Source organism: Candidatus Chloroploca sp. Khr17 (assembly GCF_004138165.1).
In the GTDB taxonomy this organism is placed as follows: Bacteria; Chloroflexota; Chloroflexia; order Chloroflexales; family Chloroflexaceae; genus Chloroploca.
In genome coordinates this window covers 20,471-37,697 of the sequence record NZ_RYFF01000038.1, presented here as the reverse complement: position 1 = coordinate 37,697, position 17,227 = coordinate 20,471, and the positions used below count along the sequence as shown (strand labels likewise).

Genomic DNA, 17,227 nt, shown 5'->3' with positions numbered 1-17,227 from the left:
GCCAGATCAGGCTTGATGAGAGGACGGTTCCTATCCCCATCCTATCACGATAAGTTTACCAGACCATCGGCACCAATGCATAGCATGCGTAGGCCAGTGAAAGAGCACCATGGTCACGCCACGTGGAGGCAAGCGGTGCCCCGCGATCCTGGCTGCTCCCCCGCAACAGCGCCTCAAGCTCCTTGCTCATGGCGCTTGTCGCTATGGGTGCATAGGCGCAGCAGATGGCATCGCCAATCCTTCACACGTCCGTCGGCGCGATCACCCGAACGTAGACGATCATACTTCGGTAGGCACGATCGCCCGAAAGTAGACGATCATGTCCAGGTCACCGGGGGAGTGACCGAGTGCGGTGAGCAGCGCGGCTGCTTCGCTGCGGTGCTGGGTGCTGTGGTTGGCCAGGTGTACCAGGATCTGCCAACGGGGGGTGGCAAAGGTCGTGCCGCTGGTGGTCTGGTAGTGAAGGGGCGCCGCCAGGGTGTGCTCATCAAGGTTGGCGAGCACCTCGCGCAAGGCCACGTCTTCGGCTGCCCAGCGGGCCTGGATCGCCGCCAGGTTCACTAGGTTGGACGGGTCGAGCAGCGCGGTTGGCGTCGCTTCGCTCAGGCGACTCCGCCAGACCCAGGTCGCGCTCACCATGTGAACCAGAACCTGACGGAGGCTGCCAAGCCCCTGGAGTGGGGTCGCGTCAAGGGCTGCCGGGGCAAGATGCGCAGCGGTCGCGAAGACGCGGCCCGAGGCCCACGCATCGTAGGCAAAGAGGGTGTGGAGGTAGACCAAACGCACCGGCGCGGGGTGCTCAACTTGGGACATACGGATATCCTTGCCATGGTCACCTGAGAAGCCAGCGCACCAGCAAGCGCACGGGGAGGCCATCGGATTTCTCCCCAACGAGTTGCGAGAGCAGACGTGCGAGGCGATACACCCCAAGGTGTCCGAGGCCTCGACACAATACCTTGCACATACGGCGGTTGTTTTGACGCAAAGGCGCAACGGTTTGAGCGGAGGTGGACTCTTCCTTGCCTTGCTCATAGGATAGCACAACGAGCGTCTGGCCGCGAGCACTGATGCGCAAGGGCGGGCTGAGCGTGTCTGTGCGCTTCGCCGCGCTTGCCCAGATCCCAGCGCAGCACTGCATCGCTCCCCGTGAATCACCGTATTGCGTGGGGCTGCGCACCCCTGGCTGCACGGGTTCGACCACTTCATCGCACTGAGGAGACGACCACTGCATAATATGACGCCCGTGATCCTGATCAACCGCGCCGGGATGGGTGAGACCATTTCAGCTTGCCGATGTTGGCTTGCCGATGGCCGCACATGGCGTTCCAATGCGCCCTGGCAGTCCTGCCGATGCGGCTTGCTCAATGCCACAATTGGGATCACGGCAACATCAACGCCTCCAGCGCACGCAGGGACACTGCCATAGCGATGCGCTGAGCAGCGGATCACCGTGATTGCGATGAACGGGCAATGAGTTCCAGGAAGAAGACCGTGGATACGCAACATACGCTCCTCTTTGTGTATGCTCGTATGCGAGCAGCGCAAGGGCCGAAGCGCAAAGGGCTACGGCTACGTCAACGTGATCGCCCATCGTGTATGCTTCTGAAGAAATCATCAAACGCTTCAGGAGGACACGCTATCAATACATTGTCATCTTGATGCACCTTCTCTGTGTGGATAAGCATGTTATACTATCCCTATCTTCGTCGCTACGCTTGAGCATCTTCGCGTCACTCCTTTCTTGGGCGGTATGTCGTGGCTCCCTGGCGCTTGTTGGGGTGGCTCCCCATGCGTTTGGGGGCAGGTAGGAAGGATCGGTATGCAGGCGGTTCTGACGATCCTTGATACAACCGGTATTCAGGATTATATTTTTGGGAGTAATCGCTTACGGGAAAATGTCGTTGCGTCGCATCTGGTGGAATTGGCGACCCATGACTGGGTTGCGGAGGTCTTGCCCCACCCGCATAACCTGGATGCGCTGCATGCGGTTCGTGCGGGGTGGCACCTCGAAGATGAGGCGTCGCGCCAGGCCGAGTTGATCTATCGCGGGGGCGGCAATGTGGTGCTGCTCTTTCGTTCGCTTGAGGTGGCTCAAGCGACGGTTGGCCGGCTGAGTTTGTTGCTGCTTGCGCGTGCGCCGGGGCTCCATCTGGTTGCGGCTCACGAGGAGTTTCTGTTTCGCGATGAGGCCACGGCAACGCTATCAGCGGACGCGTCGTTGCCGCAACGCGTGCAGGCGATTGGGGGCGACGAGGGAGTCTATGCGCGTCTGATGCAGCAACTGGCGCGTGCCAAGCAGCGCCAGCGCAGTTCGCTGGGTTTGCTTGCGCAGAGTGTGGTGCAGACGTGTCGCTCAACGGGCTTGCCTGCCGTTGCGAGCGATCCTGAAGAACCAACCCGTCCGGTCAGTGCCGCTGTTGCGGCGAAGGTCAATCGGGTGCGCCGTGATGAGGCTGACGATCGGCTGCGCACGTTGCTGCGTGAGGCGGCCGGTGATGATCCTGCTGTCTTGCAGGAGATTGAGGCGACCTATGCGTTGAGCCGTGATGTTGATGATCTTGGCCGCTCGCACGGCGATCTCAGCTATCTTGCGGTTGTCCACGCGGATGCGAATGGGATGGGCCTGCGCTTCAAGGCGCTTATGGATCAGTATGCCCAGCCGCACCAGAACCGCACATGCCTCAATCAGTTGCGTGCGCTGTCACAGTCGCTGAATGACGCCGGGGCGCGGGCCCTCCGGACGACGGTGCGGTTGATGCTGGAGGCGTTCCGGCAACCGCATTTCAAGGCGTTTTGCGAGGGGTTGACCACGACTCGGCAAGACGGCCAACGTACGTTTTATCTGCCGTTTCGTCCGCTGGTCTTTGGCGGCGATGATGTTACCTTTGTGTGCGATGGACGCCTCGGGTTGACGCTGGCGGCGACGTATCTGACGCAGTTTGCCCACGAGGCGCGGCACCTGGCTGATGGCAAGCCGGCCTTTGCCTGTGCGGGGGTCGCCATCGTCAAGACCCACTATCCCTTCGCGCGGGCGTATGAGCTCTGTGATGCGTTGTGCAAGCGTGCCAAACACCTGGTGCGCGAGACCTCTGCTTCAGGTGAGGGGACGGCGCTCGATTGGTATCTTGCGACGACGGGCATCATGGCGGATCTGGACGATCTGCGTGCGCGGTATTATCGGGTGCCGCAAGGTCACCTCGAGCTTCGTCCGGTGCGGTTGGACGGCACGGGCTGGCGTACCTGGGCGAATGTTGACCAGACGCTGCAGACGCTGCTCTACGATGAGCAGTGGCGCGACCGGCGGAATAAGGTGGTCGCGCTCCGTGAGGCGCTGCGCAAGGGGGCGCAGGCGACCGAGCGCTTCCGGGTGATGTATGGCCTTGGCCCGCTGCCGCCGCTCGAGGCGGTACCCCAGGATGGCTATCGGATGACCGGGTGGATTACAGACGATGGGGAGGCAACGGATCCTGCCTCGCCCCAGCCTGGGCACTGTGCCTATTTTGATGCGGTCGAGGCGCTCGATTGTTATCTCCCGCTGACGTTGCGCTCGTTGTCACCGACGGAGGCTGCTTCATGACGGTCTATTATCTGAGCATCGCGCTGGCGAGCGAGGCGACGTTTGGCCGGGGCGATGGGGTGCCCGGTCTGGTTGATCGTGAGATCGATCACGATGAGGCCGGCTGTCCGTTGCTTGGCGGGCGGGCGTTGAAAGGGTTGCTGCTTGAAGAGGCGGTCAACCTGCGGTTTGCGCTGGGTGAGGAGCGCTGGCAGCCGTGGACTGCCGCCTCGACCTGGTTGTTTGGGGTCAGTGGGGCGACGACGACAGGCACCGCCCAGGTGCATATTGGCCCCGCACTGCTGCCCCCTGCGTTGCGGGCAGCGCTGCACGCGCAGGTTCGCGCGGGCGAGATGCGTCGTGAGGATGTGCTTGATGCGCTGACGAGCCTGCGACGCCAGACGGCGGTCAATGCGGCGACGGGCGCACCTGAGCAGGGTTCGTTGCGCACGATGCGCGTGCTGCTGCGGGATACGCCGTTGATTGCGCGCCTCGACTGTGCGACGCCGCCCGATGCCGATGCGCTGGCCCTGCTGGCGGCCTGTGTGCTGGCGGTGCGGCGTGGCGGTACCGGGCGCAATCGCGGGCGCGGGCGGTTGCAGATGTTGCTGCACGCAGACCTTCCTGCGGCTTATACTGATGCGACGTTTACCAAAACGCAGGTGGCGCATTTTGCCCACAAGCTTGGGGTCGCACTGGAGGGGTACTCATGAACGCGCTGATCTACCATCTCTACCTGGAGCAGCCAGTGCTGGTGACCAGTCTGGTGGGCGATCCGAATAGCATGGTGACCTACGCCTATCTTCCTGGCAGTACGCTGCGGGGTCTGTTTGTGCAGCGCTATCTGCAACGTCAGCGGCAAGCCAGTGGTGCGGGTGATGCGACCTTTCAGCGCCTCTTTCTGAGTGGGGCGGTGCGCTATCTGCACGCCTATCCGATGACGCGCGCTGGTGTGCGGACACTCCCGACACCCCGTGCGCTGCAGCAGGCCAAAGATGAGACGGGGCCGCGCTTTGTCGTCACGCTTGCGAGCGCCCGGCCCACGGAAGCGACAGCCCCCGCAAAGCCTGGCGCGTCTGTGGCCCGCCGCGAAGGGCGCTGGATACCCGTGAAACGGCCATTCTGTGCCCTGGCAGCGGATGAACTCCTGCTGCTGGAACCCGAACGTACGCTGGCGATCCACGTGCAACGCGACCGGGTCAAAGGACGCGCCTGGATCGAGCGCAAGGAAATGGACGCGACCGAGACCCCCGCTGGCACCGTCTTTCGCTACGAAGCCCTGGAGGCGGGCCAGTGGTTCGCGGGGGTGGTGGTGTGCGATGCGGCGGCTGATGCACAGGCGATCGCGCAGTTGCTCGCCTCGTCCGACACGGCCTGGCTCGGGCGCTCGCGCAGTGCAACCTATGGCAAGGTGCGCCTTCAGGTGGAAGGCGTGAAGAACGACTGGTCCGAAACGCCCGCGCTGCCGCAGCCACCTGCGCGGCAGCAGACCCTGACCCTGCTGAGCGATACGCTGCTGCGTGATGCCGAGGGCAATCTGGTCGAGCTCCTTGATGATGCGACGCTTGCGGCCTATCTTGGTGCCGAGGTCCGCCTTGATCCCGCGCGTACGGTGCTGCACACCACGATGGTTGGCGGCTTTAATCGTACCTGGCAGTTGCCGGTGAACCAGGAGCGAGCGCTGGCCGCTGGCAGTGTGATTGGCTTTACCCTCGAGGCCGGGACGCTCGATCGGGCCGCCCTGGAATGGGCGGGGATTGGCGAGCGGCGCAGCGAGGGGTATGGGCGGCTTGTGTTTAACTGGTTGGATGCGCCGACCTATCAGGCCGTGGAAGTTGAGGGCAAGCGCAGCCCGGCGCAATCTGCCGCGCCTGAGACCGGGCAGGGCGCCACGCTCAACCTGCCCCCGACTGACCAGGCCCTGGCCGCAACGATGACCCGCCGCCTCTTTGAGCGCGAGGTTGACCAGGCCATCATTGCCTTTGTGCAGCGCCATGTCTGGCCGAGCATTGACGCCGAGACGGATGCACCCGGGCTGCTGCCCAGCAATAGCCAGTTGGCCCGCCTACGGGTGCTGGTGCGTCGGGCCCAGGCGACCGGTGATACCGCCATGGTCGCCCGTGAATTTGCGGGCTTCCGTCCCTTCGCCCGCACTGGCTATGAACGTGCGCACCTGGCGCACCGCACCGAGACGCTGGCCGCGTGGATTGAGCGTCTGTTGCAGGAGCCAGCACGAGTCTGGCCGGAGTTGGGTGCGGTGAAGCAGATCGCGGTTGCCGCCGTCTCGGTCGAACCGACCGAGGCCCAGGCGCGTGCCGCGACGCTGCGGCTCCTGGCGGCCGTGCTGGTCGCCCCAGTCCAGCGTCGCAAGACGCTGCGCACCACGCCTACGGAGGTGACACATGGCTGACGCATTCAGGTCACGAGCGATTGCGGCCCGCCTGGTTGTTGAGGGCGATCTGGTTTTGGTGACGCCAGCCCACCTCGGCAACGGCGACGCCGAGAGCATCACGGCCATGCCGTTGCTGCTTGACCCGGTTGATCAGCAGCCCCTGTTGACCGGCACGTCGCTTGCCGGGGCGTTGCGTGGCTACCTTGCCAGCTATGAGCGTGGTTATGGGCTTGCTGAACGCGATCCCACAACCCTGGCCGTGCAGCTCTTTGGCAGTCTCAAAGGCGATGATCAGGGCGAACAGAGCCCGTTGATCGTTGATGATGCCTACGGGTCGCTGCCATCCACTCGGCTCTTCGAGGTGCGGGACGGGGTGAAGATTGACGGTGCGACGCGCACGGCGGATGAGAAAAAGAAGTATGACCTCGAACTCTTGCCGGCTGGGACGTGCTTTCCGCTGCGCCTGGAATTACTCTTGCCGGCAGCCGAAGAACCAGCGCGTCGGTTGCGGCAGGCGCTCGCGCTGGCCTTGCAAGGCTTGATGGCTGATGCCCCACACGACGCCGGGGCGATCGCCCTCGGTGCCCGTCGTTCACGTGGCTTCGGACGGTGTCGGGTGGCGCAGTGGCGTTACACGTTCTACGACCTGCACGATCCATCGGGCCTGGTGGCCTGGGTCACGGCGAACGCCTACGACCTGCGCGATCCACCGGGCCAGGTGGCCTCGGGAACCGCCAGCCATGCACCTTGGGGCGTGCCGCCAACTGCCCGTTGGCACGGCGGTGCCAATGCGATCTTTGGCCCCGAGGCCGCGCTGCCATCGGCCCCGCTGCCCGACGCACGCCGCCGTTTCCAGATCCACGCGACCTTCGATCTCGCCAGCCCGATCCTGATTCGCACGACTGATCCCTTGGCCCTGACAGGCGAGCAGCCCGATGCCGAGCAGCCCGATGTGGCGCACCTGCGCTCGTATCGTCCTGATGATCCGCGCCCGCAGCACGAGGCTCCGGTCATCCCTGGCACCAGCCTGGCCGGGGTGCTGCGCGCCCGCGCCACGCGCATCGTCCATACCCTGCACTGGCCGCCGTCTGCGCAGGCAAACGCCTTGCTCGACGCTATGTTTGGCAACGACATGCACCGCGAGCGCCCCAAAGGGGTCACCGAGCCACCCCAACCCACGGCGAGTCGCCTGATCGTCGAAGAGACGCCGATCACCAAGGGGGCGTTCCTGGTGCAAAACCGGGTTGCCATTGACCGCTTCACCGGTGGCGCCTATGATACGGCGCTCTTTGCCGAGGCACCCCACGTTGGTGGGGATATCGCCCTGCGGTTGACGCTCCGCCTGGATGCGTTGCAGGGGAGTGCGGCCAGGCAACAGGCCCAGCACCAGGCGCAGCACGCCCAGATCGGGCTGCTGCTCTTGTTGCTCAAAGACCTCTGGACCAGCGACCTTCCGCTGGGAGGCACCAGCAGCATCGGGCGCGGGCGGCTCGCTGGACGCGCTGCGACGCTCACTGCCGACGATGGGCGCATCTGGGAACTCACCGCGATCGGGGCCGAGCCTGCGGCACGACTAACCGGGCTGAAGCTCGAACAGGTTGCAGGCCATGGCAAAAAGAAGGCACACGAGGGTCTCGAAACCTATGTCAACGCGTTGCGCACCTATCTGGAGGCATAAAAAATGACCCAGGTCGCACCAACCCAACCAGCCTACCACCGCCCGCTCGGTCAAATCCGCCGTCTGCCCACCACCTACCCGGTGGTGCCAGCGCATAACCTGACCCCATGGCTCGTTCAACAGGCGATCACGCACAACCTACGCTGGCTGCTGGCCCACGATGATGATGGCGTCATCTGGGGTGAAGTACGGCAACCCACCCCTGCTGCGGCACCAGGCTTGTTGAAGAGACTCTTTGCGCCCAGGCAAGCGCCCGCACCCCAGTTGCATCTCGCATGCCCGGCACGCGCCCAGGCCGCGTTGCGGCTTGACCCGACCAGCCTGCAGCAGTGTCGGCTCTTCAGCGAACATGGCGAACTCTTCCTCTGGCGTGGCCCGGGCAAGCCAGGCACCACCATTACCAGTCAATGCGGTTTGCAGGCCCGCCTCTGGCTTGATGCCCCGGTGACGGACGCGACCGACGCGACCGACGCGCAGACGTGGTGCCTCGACGAAAGGCACTGGCTCTGGGGGTGGGGCAGCGACACCCATGATGGCTTCATCACCCTCGTCGAAGGCACGCAGGGCATCGTGCATGCCCCGCCGCTGACGCGGGCACCAACCGAAACAGCGCGCGCCAAGCTGTGGGTACGGCACTATCTTGGGCAAGACAACGACACCGGCATGTACCAGATCAGCGCCAGTCGGCTGGCAGCAGTGGTCGAGGCCGACTAGGAAGAAGGAAACCCCGATGACAAAATCCCCATGGCCGCCACAGGCAGCGGAGATCGCACCCCCGCGCACCGCCATTGCACCCTACAACTTCGTGCCCCTGCCGGCAAAGATTGTGCCTGCCGAAGCCCCCGAGCGGCACGATGTCTATCACACTGAGCGCCATACGGGCACGATCACGTGTACGCTGACCACGGAGTCGCCGCTCTATGTGCGGTGTGGTTTTACCCCCGACGCCTATGCTGAACTGGCAAAAAAAGGCTTTGAGCAGTTGTCGCCGGAAGAACGGCAGCAGCGTGCGGCCTTTTTCAACCTCGGGCAGGCCGAGCAGCCGGTGATTCCTGGCAGTAGCCTGCGGGGGATGTTGCGGAGCCTGGTCGAAATCGCGGGCTATGGCAAGATGGAACGGGTGACGGATAAGCCTCGCTACTTCTTTCGTGCGGTCGCCGCACCAGGTGATGATCCGCTTGGCTCAAAGTACGATGCGATCATGGGCAAGCTTGGCAAGAAGGTACGGGCAGGCTATGTCGAACGAGACGGCTCGCAGTGGTACATCCGTCCCGTGCAACCACTCAACGGCAGATCGTTCATCAAAATCAAAGAATATCATTTACAGACGGGCGAGGCCCTTATTCCGAACCTGCCTGGCTTCAAACGGTTTGATGATCCTGGCTTCCAACCGCAATATATTCCGTGTAGCTTTACGATCAAACCAGGCGAAAATGGGATCATGATCGTTCAGCTTGGTTCGCGAGGGAGCATGCGTGGCGGACAGGATGGGGTGCTAGTCTCAGGCGGCAATATGCTTGAAACAGCCGACGACGCGGGCAGAACATCAGCCTCGCCCCGCAAAGCTCATGTGATTGTGCCGGTGGCGACGACCAACAAGCGCCTCGAGATCGACCCACAGGCCATTGCTGACTATCGCACGGGTCTCACCACCTTTCAAAAAGATCCACCGTTCGATCCGGAATGGGGCGCACTGATCGTCGAACGGCCCATCTTTTATTGTGAGCCACCTGGAGGGAGTCGGGTCATCTATTTTGGTCACAATCCCAACTTTCGCCTCCCGTACCGCCCGCCGGGTTTTGACCGTGCGGCGACTCCACGTGATTTTGTGCCAGCCGCGCTGCGACGTGCCGAGGATTGCGATCTGGCCGAGGCGATCTTTGGGTTTGTGCGTGAAACCAAGCGCCAGGATGAGGTGCAGGTGCGCGCCGGACGGATCTTTGTGCGTGATGCCCTGCTGGAACCCGGCCAGCACGATGTGTTTGCCGAGGCCGCTATGCCCCATGTGCTGGCGAGTCCCAAGCCGACCACCTTCCAGCATTATCTGGTGCAACCCGATGCCCGCAAGCAGGCGTTGCGCCATTATGCCAGTGCGCCGGGCGAAGAGACCGTCGTGCGAGGGCATAAGCTCTATTGGCACAAGGGCCAGCAACCTGCCTGGCAGATGTCTGCGGCGGAAGACGAGGCAACGTCAGATACCCAGAAAACCCTCATCCGCCCGGTCAAGCCAGGAACCCGCTTTACCTTCACGATCCATATCGAGAATCTGACGGATGTCGAACTCGGGGCCGTGCTCTGGGTTTTGCACCTCGCGCACGAAAAGGGCTTTCACGGCAAGCAGTACCGGCTCAAGCTGGGCATGGGCAAACCGCTGGGGCTAGGGGCGATCAGCCTGGCCTCTGTGCTGCAACTACATGAACCCACCGATCGCTATCAGCACCTCTTTGCGCATGAAGCAACGGGGCTGGCGTGGGAGACGGGTGTCAAAGCTGAGCGCGTGATCACCAGGCTTCAGGAGCGGTGCCTCACGGCCTTTAATGACTATGTGCTCAGCCAGAGCGGTGAGCAACGTCCAGCCAGTGGCCTGCTCAAAGATACGTTGCGCATGCAGTGCTTGCTCGCCCTGCTCGCCTGGCCTGGCCCACAGGACGTCGCGCGCCAGACGCGCTATATGGAAATCGAGCGCACAGAGACGCCCCGTCTTGGCGATGACGAGAACGAATACAAAGAACGACGGGTGCTGCCCCGTCCGTGCTAAATGCTTCCAAGGAGAAGGTGTGGTACGTCGTGGTTCCGGGCGGGCTTGCCCGCCCGGAACCACGACGTACGACTCACCCCGTCAGCAGACATGCCTTGCGATAGCCTACGCCTCGCTCGAGTTCGTAGCATTGCACCGGCTCGCGGGCATTCAGGTGCCAACCAATCAGCGCGGCCAGGCCAGCCGGCATCGCCCCGAAAAGATGGGTCGTGCCATTGACCGGGCGGTACTGGTGGATCGCGGCGCGTACCTGGCAGGCGATTGCGTGGGCCGCGTCGCTGTCGAGTTGGGTGCCCGGCGGGAGCTTGAGGCTGACACGGCAGGCAAGGGGCAGCGGCGCTTGTTTCAGGTAGGCGCTCACATCGTTGGTGACATCGGCATTGACCGAAACCTCGATGGTGAGATCGCGCCCTGCGGGATCACCGGCCTGCGTGGTGATGAGCGCCGGGCCATGCTGGGTGGTGTAGGTCTGGGTTGGCCACCACTCATCATGCTGATTGATCCAGAGCTTGATCTTCGTCGGCTCGCGGAAGATGTAGCCAAACGCGACCATTGCCGAAAGCCGGGCCTGCGGATAGCATTTGATGGCCCGGATCCCTGCCTCGCCCAGACACTCACGGAGATCGTTGAGGGCGGGCAGCAATTGATCGCGCCACGCTGCTTCGGAAGGAAACGGCTGAAAAGCGGCTTGCCAGTTGAGTTGCAAGGGTGCGTGCCGACCAGTGCCGCTTGCGGGAAAGGTAAACAGACTGAGCTCAATGGTCTCTTGGTGCGCAAACCGCTCTGGGTAGGCCTGCATCGCCGCCTTGAGGATCTTCTGCGGCAGCGTAGGGCCGGTCTCCGATGGATATGGCTGCATAAACTGGCAATAATCATGCAGACGTAGCCCGGTCTTTCTGACGGCGGCCTGATTGATGCCATCAAGCACGACGCCAATGGGAAAGACGGCATCGTGCGTGTGGCGTTCACGCAGCCGCGCACCTTCGTCAGCAAGCGCCTCATCGTCCAGGCGGGCCTGATCCAGATGCAGCAACGCAGCGACGCTGGCCGCCAGGTGTGCTCGGTGCGCGGTCGCGTTGAGGATCGTGCCCTGTTCGTCGGGCCAGACCATCACACCACGGAGGGCCAGGTGATGCCTGAGCGTCTGGAGGTGCGGACTCTGCGGGGCCTCGCTGCTCAGATAGACCTGGACGGGGACGGCGAGCGGTGTTGGCGGCGGGGTCGCTTGGGGTGAAGGGGCCTCATGCATCGTCAGATAAAACTTGATCAGATCGCGCCCCGCGATATCCCCAACGGTCACCTCACCATACTGATTGTCACGACCAAAGTTCAGGGAGGCCTCGGCAGTGGCGAGCGTTTTGCCTGCTAACAACTGGATAACTTCGGCCAGGTCAGGCGAAATGCCCAGGTACGAGGGGGGCTCGGGGTGGGCCTTCCGGCTGATCTCAGCCAGGAGCAACCGGGTCAGGTGCGCCAACTGATCATGCGTGTCTGGCGGAGTGAGGTCACGCGCTTGCTGTTCGAGGGCGTGGGCAGCCTGGGCGAGTCGTTCGCTTGAGCGAGCTTCAGCATGGGGCGACCCGAGCTCATCACCACGCAACGCAAGCGGTGGCTGCTGCCAGAGCAGCGCGGGAGCGTCGCTCCAGACATGGCGAAGCTCATCAAGCTTGATCGCCAGAGCCTGACCCGTATCGTGCGCCTGGATCACCATACCGATCACATACCCACGGGCTGCATCAATGACCGGAGCACCCACAAGGCTTGAGGTGAATGGTGCCTGGTCAAGCTGGACACGCCACACGCGCACCCGGTCGTGATCATGCAGCGCCTCCAGCGTCGCCTCATCGTGCAACCGGGCCGCAAGCTTGCTGCGCAGACACGTTGATGGATTGAGCACGGCATAGCCAGGAATCTCAACCGCAAGCCCGTGCGCAGCCACCAACGGATCTGGGGCCAGCGGCAAGATCGCCTGCGTGGCTGGAAGCTTCAGGCGCAGAACGGCAAGATCGCGCACACTGCGTGAAGACAGCGCGATCACCTCGGGGTGCTGATCGCCAATCCGCAACGCATCTGGGCCACCCAGCGTAGCTACGATCTGAGCCGAGGTGAGCAGATAGAGGCCGTCAGCATCAGCATAGCACCCAAATGCAGTGCCAAAATGGTGCGAGCCATAGGTATGACTAGCAAGACGATAGACCGCATCAAACGCATGTGTTCTGGTCATGGCAGACCTCCGCAGATACCCAGCACCGGGGAGCGCTTCGCCTGTTAGTGCGTGCCGTCAGCGCATCAGCACGTCTATATACGCCCAGACCGTCGGTGTCAGCGCCTCGGCGATGATGGGCCAAGCCGGACTGCGCCCGCTTGCTCAGGCCACGCAGATAGCCGTTGCTTCCCAGCAACCGAGCCGTTGACGGCCGAAGATAGAAGCGCTCTCATAGACATACGATAGCGCCTGCGCAAACGAACGTCAAGTGTGTATAATATCAAAAACATTTGCGAAGCGGCAGAACGGATGGAGCCAAGAGTGATCCTCCCGCAACTTGAGATGGTGCGTCTACGGTTGACCATGCGCCTGCTGGGGGATGCGCGCCTCCCTGCCTTCAAAGGCAGCCTCTTGCGTGGCGGATTTGGCTACGCCTTTCAGCGGGCGACGTGTCCGGCGGCCTGTTGGGGCAACGCGCACGCGTGCGAGGCCCCGATCATTTGCCCGTACCGATGGGTCTTTGCGACCCCGCACCCACCAGAAGTGGCGGAACTCCACGACTTGCAGGATGTGCCGCGCCCGTTTGTCGTACGGCTAGGAACCGATGAACGAACCACCTATCGAGCCGGGGAAGCCCTGGAATTTCAGGTTACCCTGCTGGGGCGCGGGATTGACTATCTCCCCTTTTTTCTCTTCGGGTTTGCCCATCTGGGTGAGCGCGGGCTTGGTGCGGCCCGGACCCCGGCGCGTCTCGAACGGGTCGAAGCGTTGGAACCGTGGCGTCCAACCGGCCCGGTCATCTATCAAGACGGGCGTCTGATCACACCATCAACCATGCCGTCCATCGACGGGCCAGCGATCAGCGCACGGGCCAGTGAACTACCAGACACGCTGCAATTGACCATCGCGAGTCCCTTGCGCATCAAGAGTCGCGGGCACCTGATGGAACGCATCGACCTCCCCGCTATCATACGTGCCACCGCGTGGCGGCTCGACACGCTCGCCCTCTTTCATGGCGGGGGCGCGTGGGGCGTGAACCATCACGAACTCGCCGAGGCTGCCCGGGTGATCAAGCTTGAGCGCGAACACGTTCGTTGGGAAGATCGTGAGCGTCAATCGGATGGGCGACACGGGCGGCAGCGCATGCACCTGGGGGGCTTGGTAGGCAGCGTCATCTTGCACGACGTACCACGTGACCTCCGCACCCTGCTGGTCGCAGCGAGCATCATCCAGATAGGCAAAGCCTGCGTCTTTGGCAACGGGGTCATCGACATCAGCGCAATCAGCGACTTGCCCTTGCACAACCACCAACCACCAGCTAAAATGTAGTCAAGCGCAGGGTAAACCACAGAATCAACCCATTTGGCACATTGACAACAGAAAGGTAAGCTGTTGGTCAACCCCGGTAAAATCCACTCCAACGCCATAAACGCCAGATGGCCGGGATGCGACCCAGTGACGACCAACGCCCCGCAAAGCAGGGGGTCGAGACATAGACTGGAGCAGTTCCGAGGCCTCCATTGGTAGGTGACGACCAACGCCCCGCAAAGCAGGGGGTCGAGACTGGGCGCCGACGATTGCTGGACGACCGAGACCTCGAGTGACGACCAACGCCCCGCAAAGCAGGGGGTCGAGACGAGGTCGGCGAGCTGACGTACAGGGGGATGTCCACGTGACGACCAACGCCCCGCAAAGCAGGGGGTCGAGACTTCGGGGTCATAGAACATGTCCGTGCGGCCCCAGTGTGACGACCAACGCCCCGCAAAGCAGGGGGTCGAGACCCGTGGGCTGTTGTCCCGCAGGCGCGGCGGCGTGCGGGGGTGACGACCAACGCCCCGCAAAGCAGGGGGTCGAGACACGAGCGGTTTGCGGTTCATGAGGTAACTCCTTAGTGACGACCAACGCCCCGCAAAGCAGGGGGTCGAGACGGATGAACCGATATGAGGTTCTCTGGGGTGCAGGTCAAGGTGACGACCAACGCCCCGCAAAGCAGGGGGTCGAGACGAAGTCTCTCACCGCTGGATGCGGATGTTGATTACAGTGACGACCAACGCCCCGCAAAGCAGGGGGTCGAGACTTGTGGAAGGTCGATTTCGATGTAGCTCAGCACGCGGGTGACGACCAACGCCCCGCAAAGCAGGGGGTCGAGACTTTGAACCATTCCAAACCTCCTGATACGCCTTGCTCAGGTGACGACCAACGCCCCGCAAAGCAGGGGGTCGAGACACATGCAGCGACTCCCAGCGCACATGTGGGACGTGCTGGTGACGACCAACGCCCCGCAAAGCAGGGGGTCGAGACAAGGTGGACTGGGTGCTGGCGCTTGCACAGATGATGTGACGACCAACGCCCCGCAAAGCAGGGGGTCGAGACGCGCTGCGCTACGGCTTTGTTGATGGCACGCCCTGGGTGACGACCAACGCCCCGCAAAGCAGGGGGTCGAGACCTAGCGCGGGCCATGCGCCAGGGGAACCGCGAGGCGTGACGACCAACGCCCCGCAAAGCAGGGGGTCGAGACTCAACCTGCGAGGGCACCTCCAGCCGATTCAGCACGCGTGACGACCAACGCCCCGCAAAGCAGGGGGTCGAGACACGGAAAGCATAGCGATACTGAGTGGAGCCATCTTTTGTGACGACCAACGCCCCGCAAAGCAGGGGGTCGAGACTAGAGCACCGGCTGGTTTCCGCTGACAACAAGGCGTGACGACCAACGCCCCGCAAAGCAGGGGGTCGAGACCAGGCGAAAGCCAGGCGGAATCCGGATATGATGGTGTGACGACCAACGCCCCGCAAAGCAGGGGGTCGAGACCCGTTCCACCGCAGGTCGCCGGTGAAGCCGTCGATCAGTGACGACCAACGCCCCGCAAAGCAGGGGGTCGAGACAGCAGCTCTGCCTGGCTCCACTGCGTGTTCACAATGGTGTGACGACCAACGCCCCGCAAAGCAGGGGGTCGAGACAAGGTAATCCGTGGCTATTCTCTTTCGTGGGTTGCTTGTGACGACCAACGCCCCGCAAAGCAGGGGGTCGAGACCACGTCAGCGGGATGGGGAGGGCGATATTACGGTGTGTGACGACCAACGCCCCGCAAAGCAGGGGGTCGAGACGGGGACGTGGAGGACGCTGGCGAGCAGGGTCGCCAGGTGACGACCAACGCCCCGCAAAGCAGGGGGTCGAGACGTCTATGTAACCCTCCACCCACCACGTCGTTGGGGGTGACGACCAACGCCCCGCAAAGCAGGGGGTCGAGACACGTCTTCGTGACGGGCTGCTCGGTGGTGCTGAACGGTGACGACCAACGCCCCGCAAAGCAGGGGGTCGAGACACCTTGGCGTGGTCCGTCGACGTCGGCCAGCACGGTTGTGACGACCAACGCCCCGCAAAGCAGGGGGTCGAGACCAACAGGCGGCTCGGGCGTGCTCGTCACAGCGGGCGGGTGACGACCAACGCCCCGCAAAGCAGGGGGTCGAGACATAACGGCACATCATGATGCCATCACCAGTGACTGGTGACGACCAACGCCCCGCAAAGCAGGGGGTCGAGACGACCCTCTGTCTGGTAGGTAAATCCACTTTGCCATTCCGTGACGACCAACGCCCCGCAAAGCAGGGGGTCGAGACTGGCCGTCGGCGAGGCCGTCGGCGAGGCCGTCGGCGGTGACGACCAACGCCCCGCAAAGCAGGGGGTCGAGACATGAACGAGAGGTTGGTTGTGGTGAAGTTGGTGATGGTGACGACCAACGCCCCGCAAAGCAGGGGGTCGAGACTCGAGCGGCTGCCCGTTCTCATTGGTGGGGATCCGTGACGACCAACGCCCCGCAAAGCAGGGGGTCGAGACCCGTCGGTTCGGGCGTTGCCGTCGGTGGTGGGGGAGGGTGACGACCAACGCCCCGCAAAGCAGGGGGTCGAGACACGACTACCTGGCCGCAGGCCACAGCATTGACGAGCGTGACGACCAACGCCCCGCAAAGCAGGGGGTCGAGACCAAGAGGCCTTGACGCACCACGGGGAACTCTCGTGTGTGACGACCAACGCCCCGCAAAGCAGGGGGTCGAGACTCAAGACGGGTCATCGAGATGACGAACTGGACGAGGGTGACGACCAACGCCCCGCAAAGCAGGGGGTCGAGACCCTGGGCCGCGTACCTTGACCAACGCGCCGCCGATCTTGTGACGACCAACGCCCCGCAAAGCAGGGGGTCGAGACTGTTTTTATACATCATGGCGGCGTGCCTAGCTGCTCCAGTGACGACCAACGCCCCGCAAAGCAGGGGGTCGAGACCTTCTTGACGGGGCAAACACGCTTCCAAGCGTCAAGGTGACGACCAACGCCCCGCAAAGCAGGGGGTCGAGACACGATCTCCGCCGTCGGTGGGACGGCGGTGGTCTCGTGACGACCAACGCCCCGCAAAGCAGGGGGTCGAGACCAACCAACTGATCATGACGTAGAACAAGGGTCCTAGGTGACGACCAACGCCCCGCAAAGCAGGGGGTCGAGACCTTGACCTGCTTCTGCGTCTCCAAGGCAGTGTCCTTGTGACGACCAACGCCCCGCAAAGCAGGGGGTCGAGACTCGGTTCCCGTCCAACAGAACTCCCCGGTTCCGCTGGAGTGACGACCAACGCCCCGCAAAGCAGGGGG

The 17,227-nt window shown here is 63.2% G+C and carries 10 protein-coding genes and 1 CRISPR repeat array (1 of these 11 only partly in view); of the genes, 7 read left to right on the top strand and 3 right to left on the bottom strand.

The features are described from left to right. Positions 1-55: 55 nt before the first annotated feature. Together EKD05_RS27015 and EKD05_RS25850 are read right to left on the bottom strand one after the other, a co-directional pair. Positions 56-190 (bottom strand): hypothetical protein, encoded by a 135-nt coding sequence (locus tag EKD05_RS27015; RefSeq protein ID WP_255427248.1) that lies wholly within the window; start codon positions 188-190, stop codon positions 56-58. A gap of 89 nt (positions 191-279) precedes the next feature. Further along, positions 280-813, bottom strand: a complete 534-nt coding sequence (locus tag EKD05_RS25850) for a DinB family protein (RefSeq protein WP_165360807.1) — start codon at positions 811-813, stop codon at positions 280-282. A 1,006-nt stretch (positions 814-1,819) separates the two neighbouring features. Between EKD05_RS25850 and EKD05_RS18805 the strand changes: the two genes are divergently transcribed. Genes EKD05_RS18805 through EKD05_RS18780 form a run of 6 tightly spaced genes read left to right on the top strand, consistent with a single transcriptional unit; the run spans position 1,820 to position 10,384 of the window. Beyond that, on the top strand, positions 1,820-3,577 hold the full coding sequence (locus tag EKD05_RS18805) for a hypothetical protein (protein ID WP_129675801.1): 1,758 nt from the start codon (positions 1,820-1,822) through the stop codon (positions 3,575-3,577). Further along, on the top strand, positions 3,574-4,269 hold the full coding sequence (locus EKD05_RS18800; protein ID WP_205703976.1) for a hypothetical protein: 696 nt from the start codon (positions 3,574-3,576) through the stop codon (positions 4,267-4,269). The genes EKD05_RS18805 and EKD05_RS18800 overlap by 4 nt, the downstream gene beginning before the upstream one ends. Further along, positions 4,266-5,966: a hypothetical protein gene (locus EKD05_RS18795; protein WP_129675799.1), complete on the top strand. Its 1,701-nt coding sequence runs from the start codon at positions 4,266-4,268 to the stop codon at positions 5,964-5,966. The genes EKD05_RS18800 and EKD05_RS18795 overlap by 4 nt, the downstream gene beginning before the upstream one ends. Further along, the gene (locus EKD05_RS18790) at positions 5,959-7,626 is read left to right on the top strand and encodes an RAMP superfamily CRISPR-associated protein (protein ID WP_129675796.1); all 1,668 of its coding nucleotides are present in this window, start codon (positions 5,959-5,961) and stop codon (positions 7,624-7,626) included. The genes EKD05_RS18795 and EKD05_RS18790 overlap by 8 nt, the downstream gene beginning before the upstream one ends. Before the next feature lie 3 nt (positions 7,627-7,629). Further along, entirely contained in the window at positions 7,630-8,340 is a 711-nt protein-coding gene (gene csx19 / locus EKD05_RS18785; RefSeq protein WP_129675794.1) for a CRISPR-associated protein Csx19, read from the top strand. A gap of 16 nt (positions 8,341-8,356) precedes the next feature. Continuing rightward, entirely contained in the window at positions 8,357-10,384 is a 2,028-nt protein-coding gene (locus EKD05_RS18780) for a TIGR03986 family CRISPR-associated RAMP protein (RefSeq protein ID WP_129675791.1), read from the top strand. A 73-nt stretch (positions 10,385-10,457) separates the two neighbouring features. On the opposite strand, the gene EKD05_RS18775 is transcribed toward EKD05_RS18780, so the two are convergent. Continuing rightward, a complete protein-coding gene (locus EKD05_RS18775) occupies positions 10,458-12,608 on the bottom strand; it encodes an SAVED domain-containing protein (protein ID WP_129675788.1) in 2,151 nt (716 codons plus the stop codon). A gap of 303 nt (positions 12,609-12,911) precedes the next feature. Here EKD05_RS18775 and cas6 point away from each other — a divergent pair, with 303 nt between their 5' ends. Next, a complete protein-coding gene (gene cas6, locus EKD05_RS18770; RefSeq protein ID WP_240695850.1) occupies positions 12,912-13,919 on the top strand; it encodes a CRISPR system precrRNA processing endoribonuclease RAMP protein Cas6 in 1,008 nt (335 codons plus the stop codon). Between the two features lie 126 nt (positions 13,920-14,045). Then, positions 14,046-17,227: a CRISPR direct-repeat array (repeat unit 37 nt; unit sequence GTGACGACCAACGCCCCGCAAAGCAGGGGGTCGAGAC) (it continues 3,065 nt past the right edge of the window).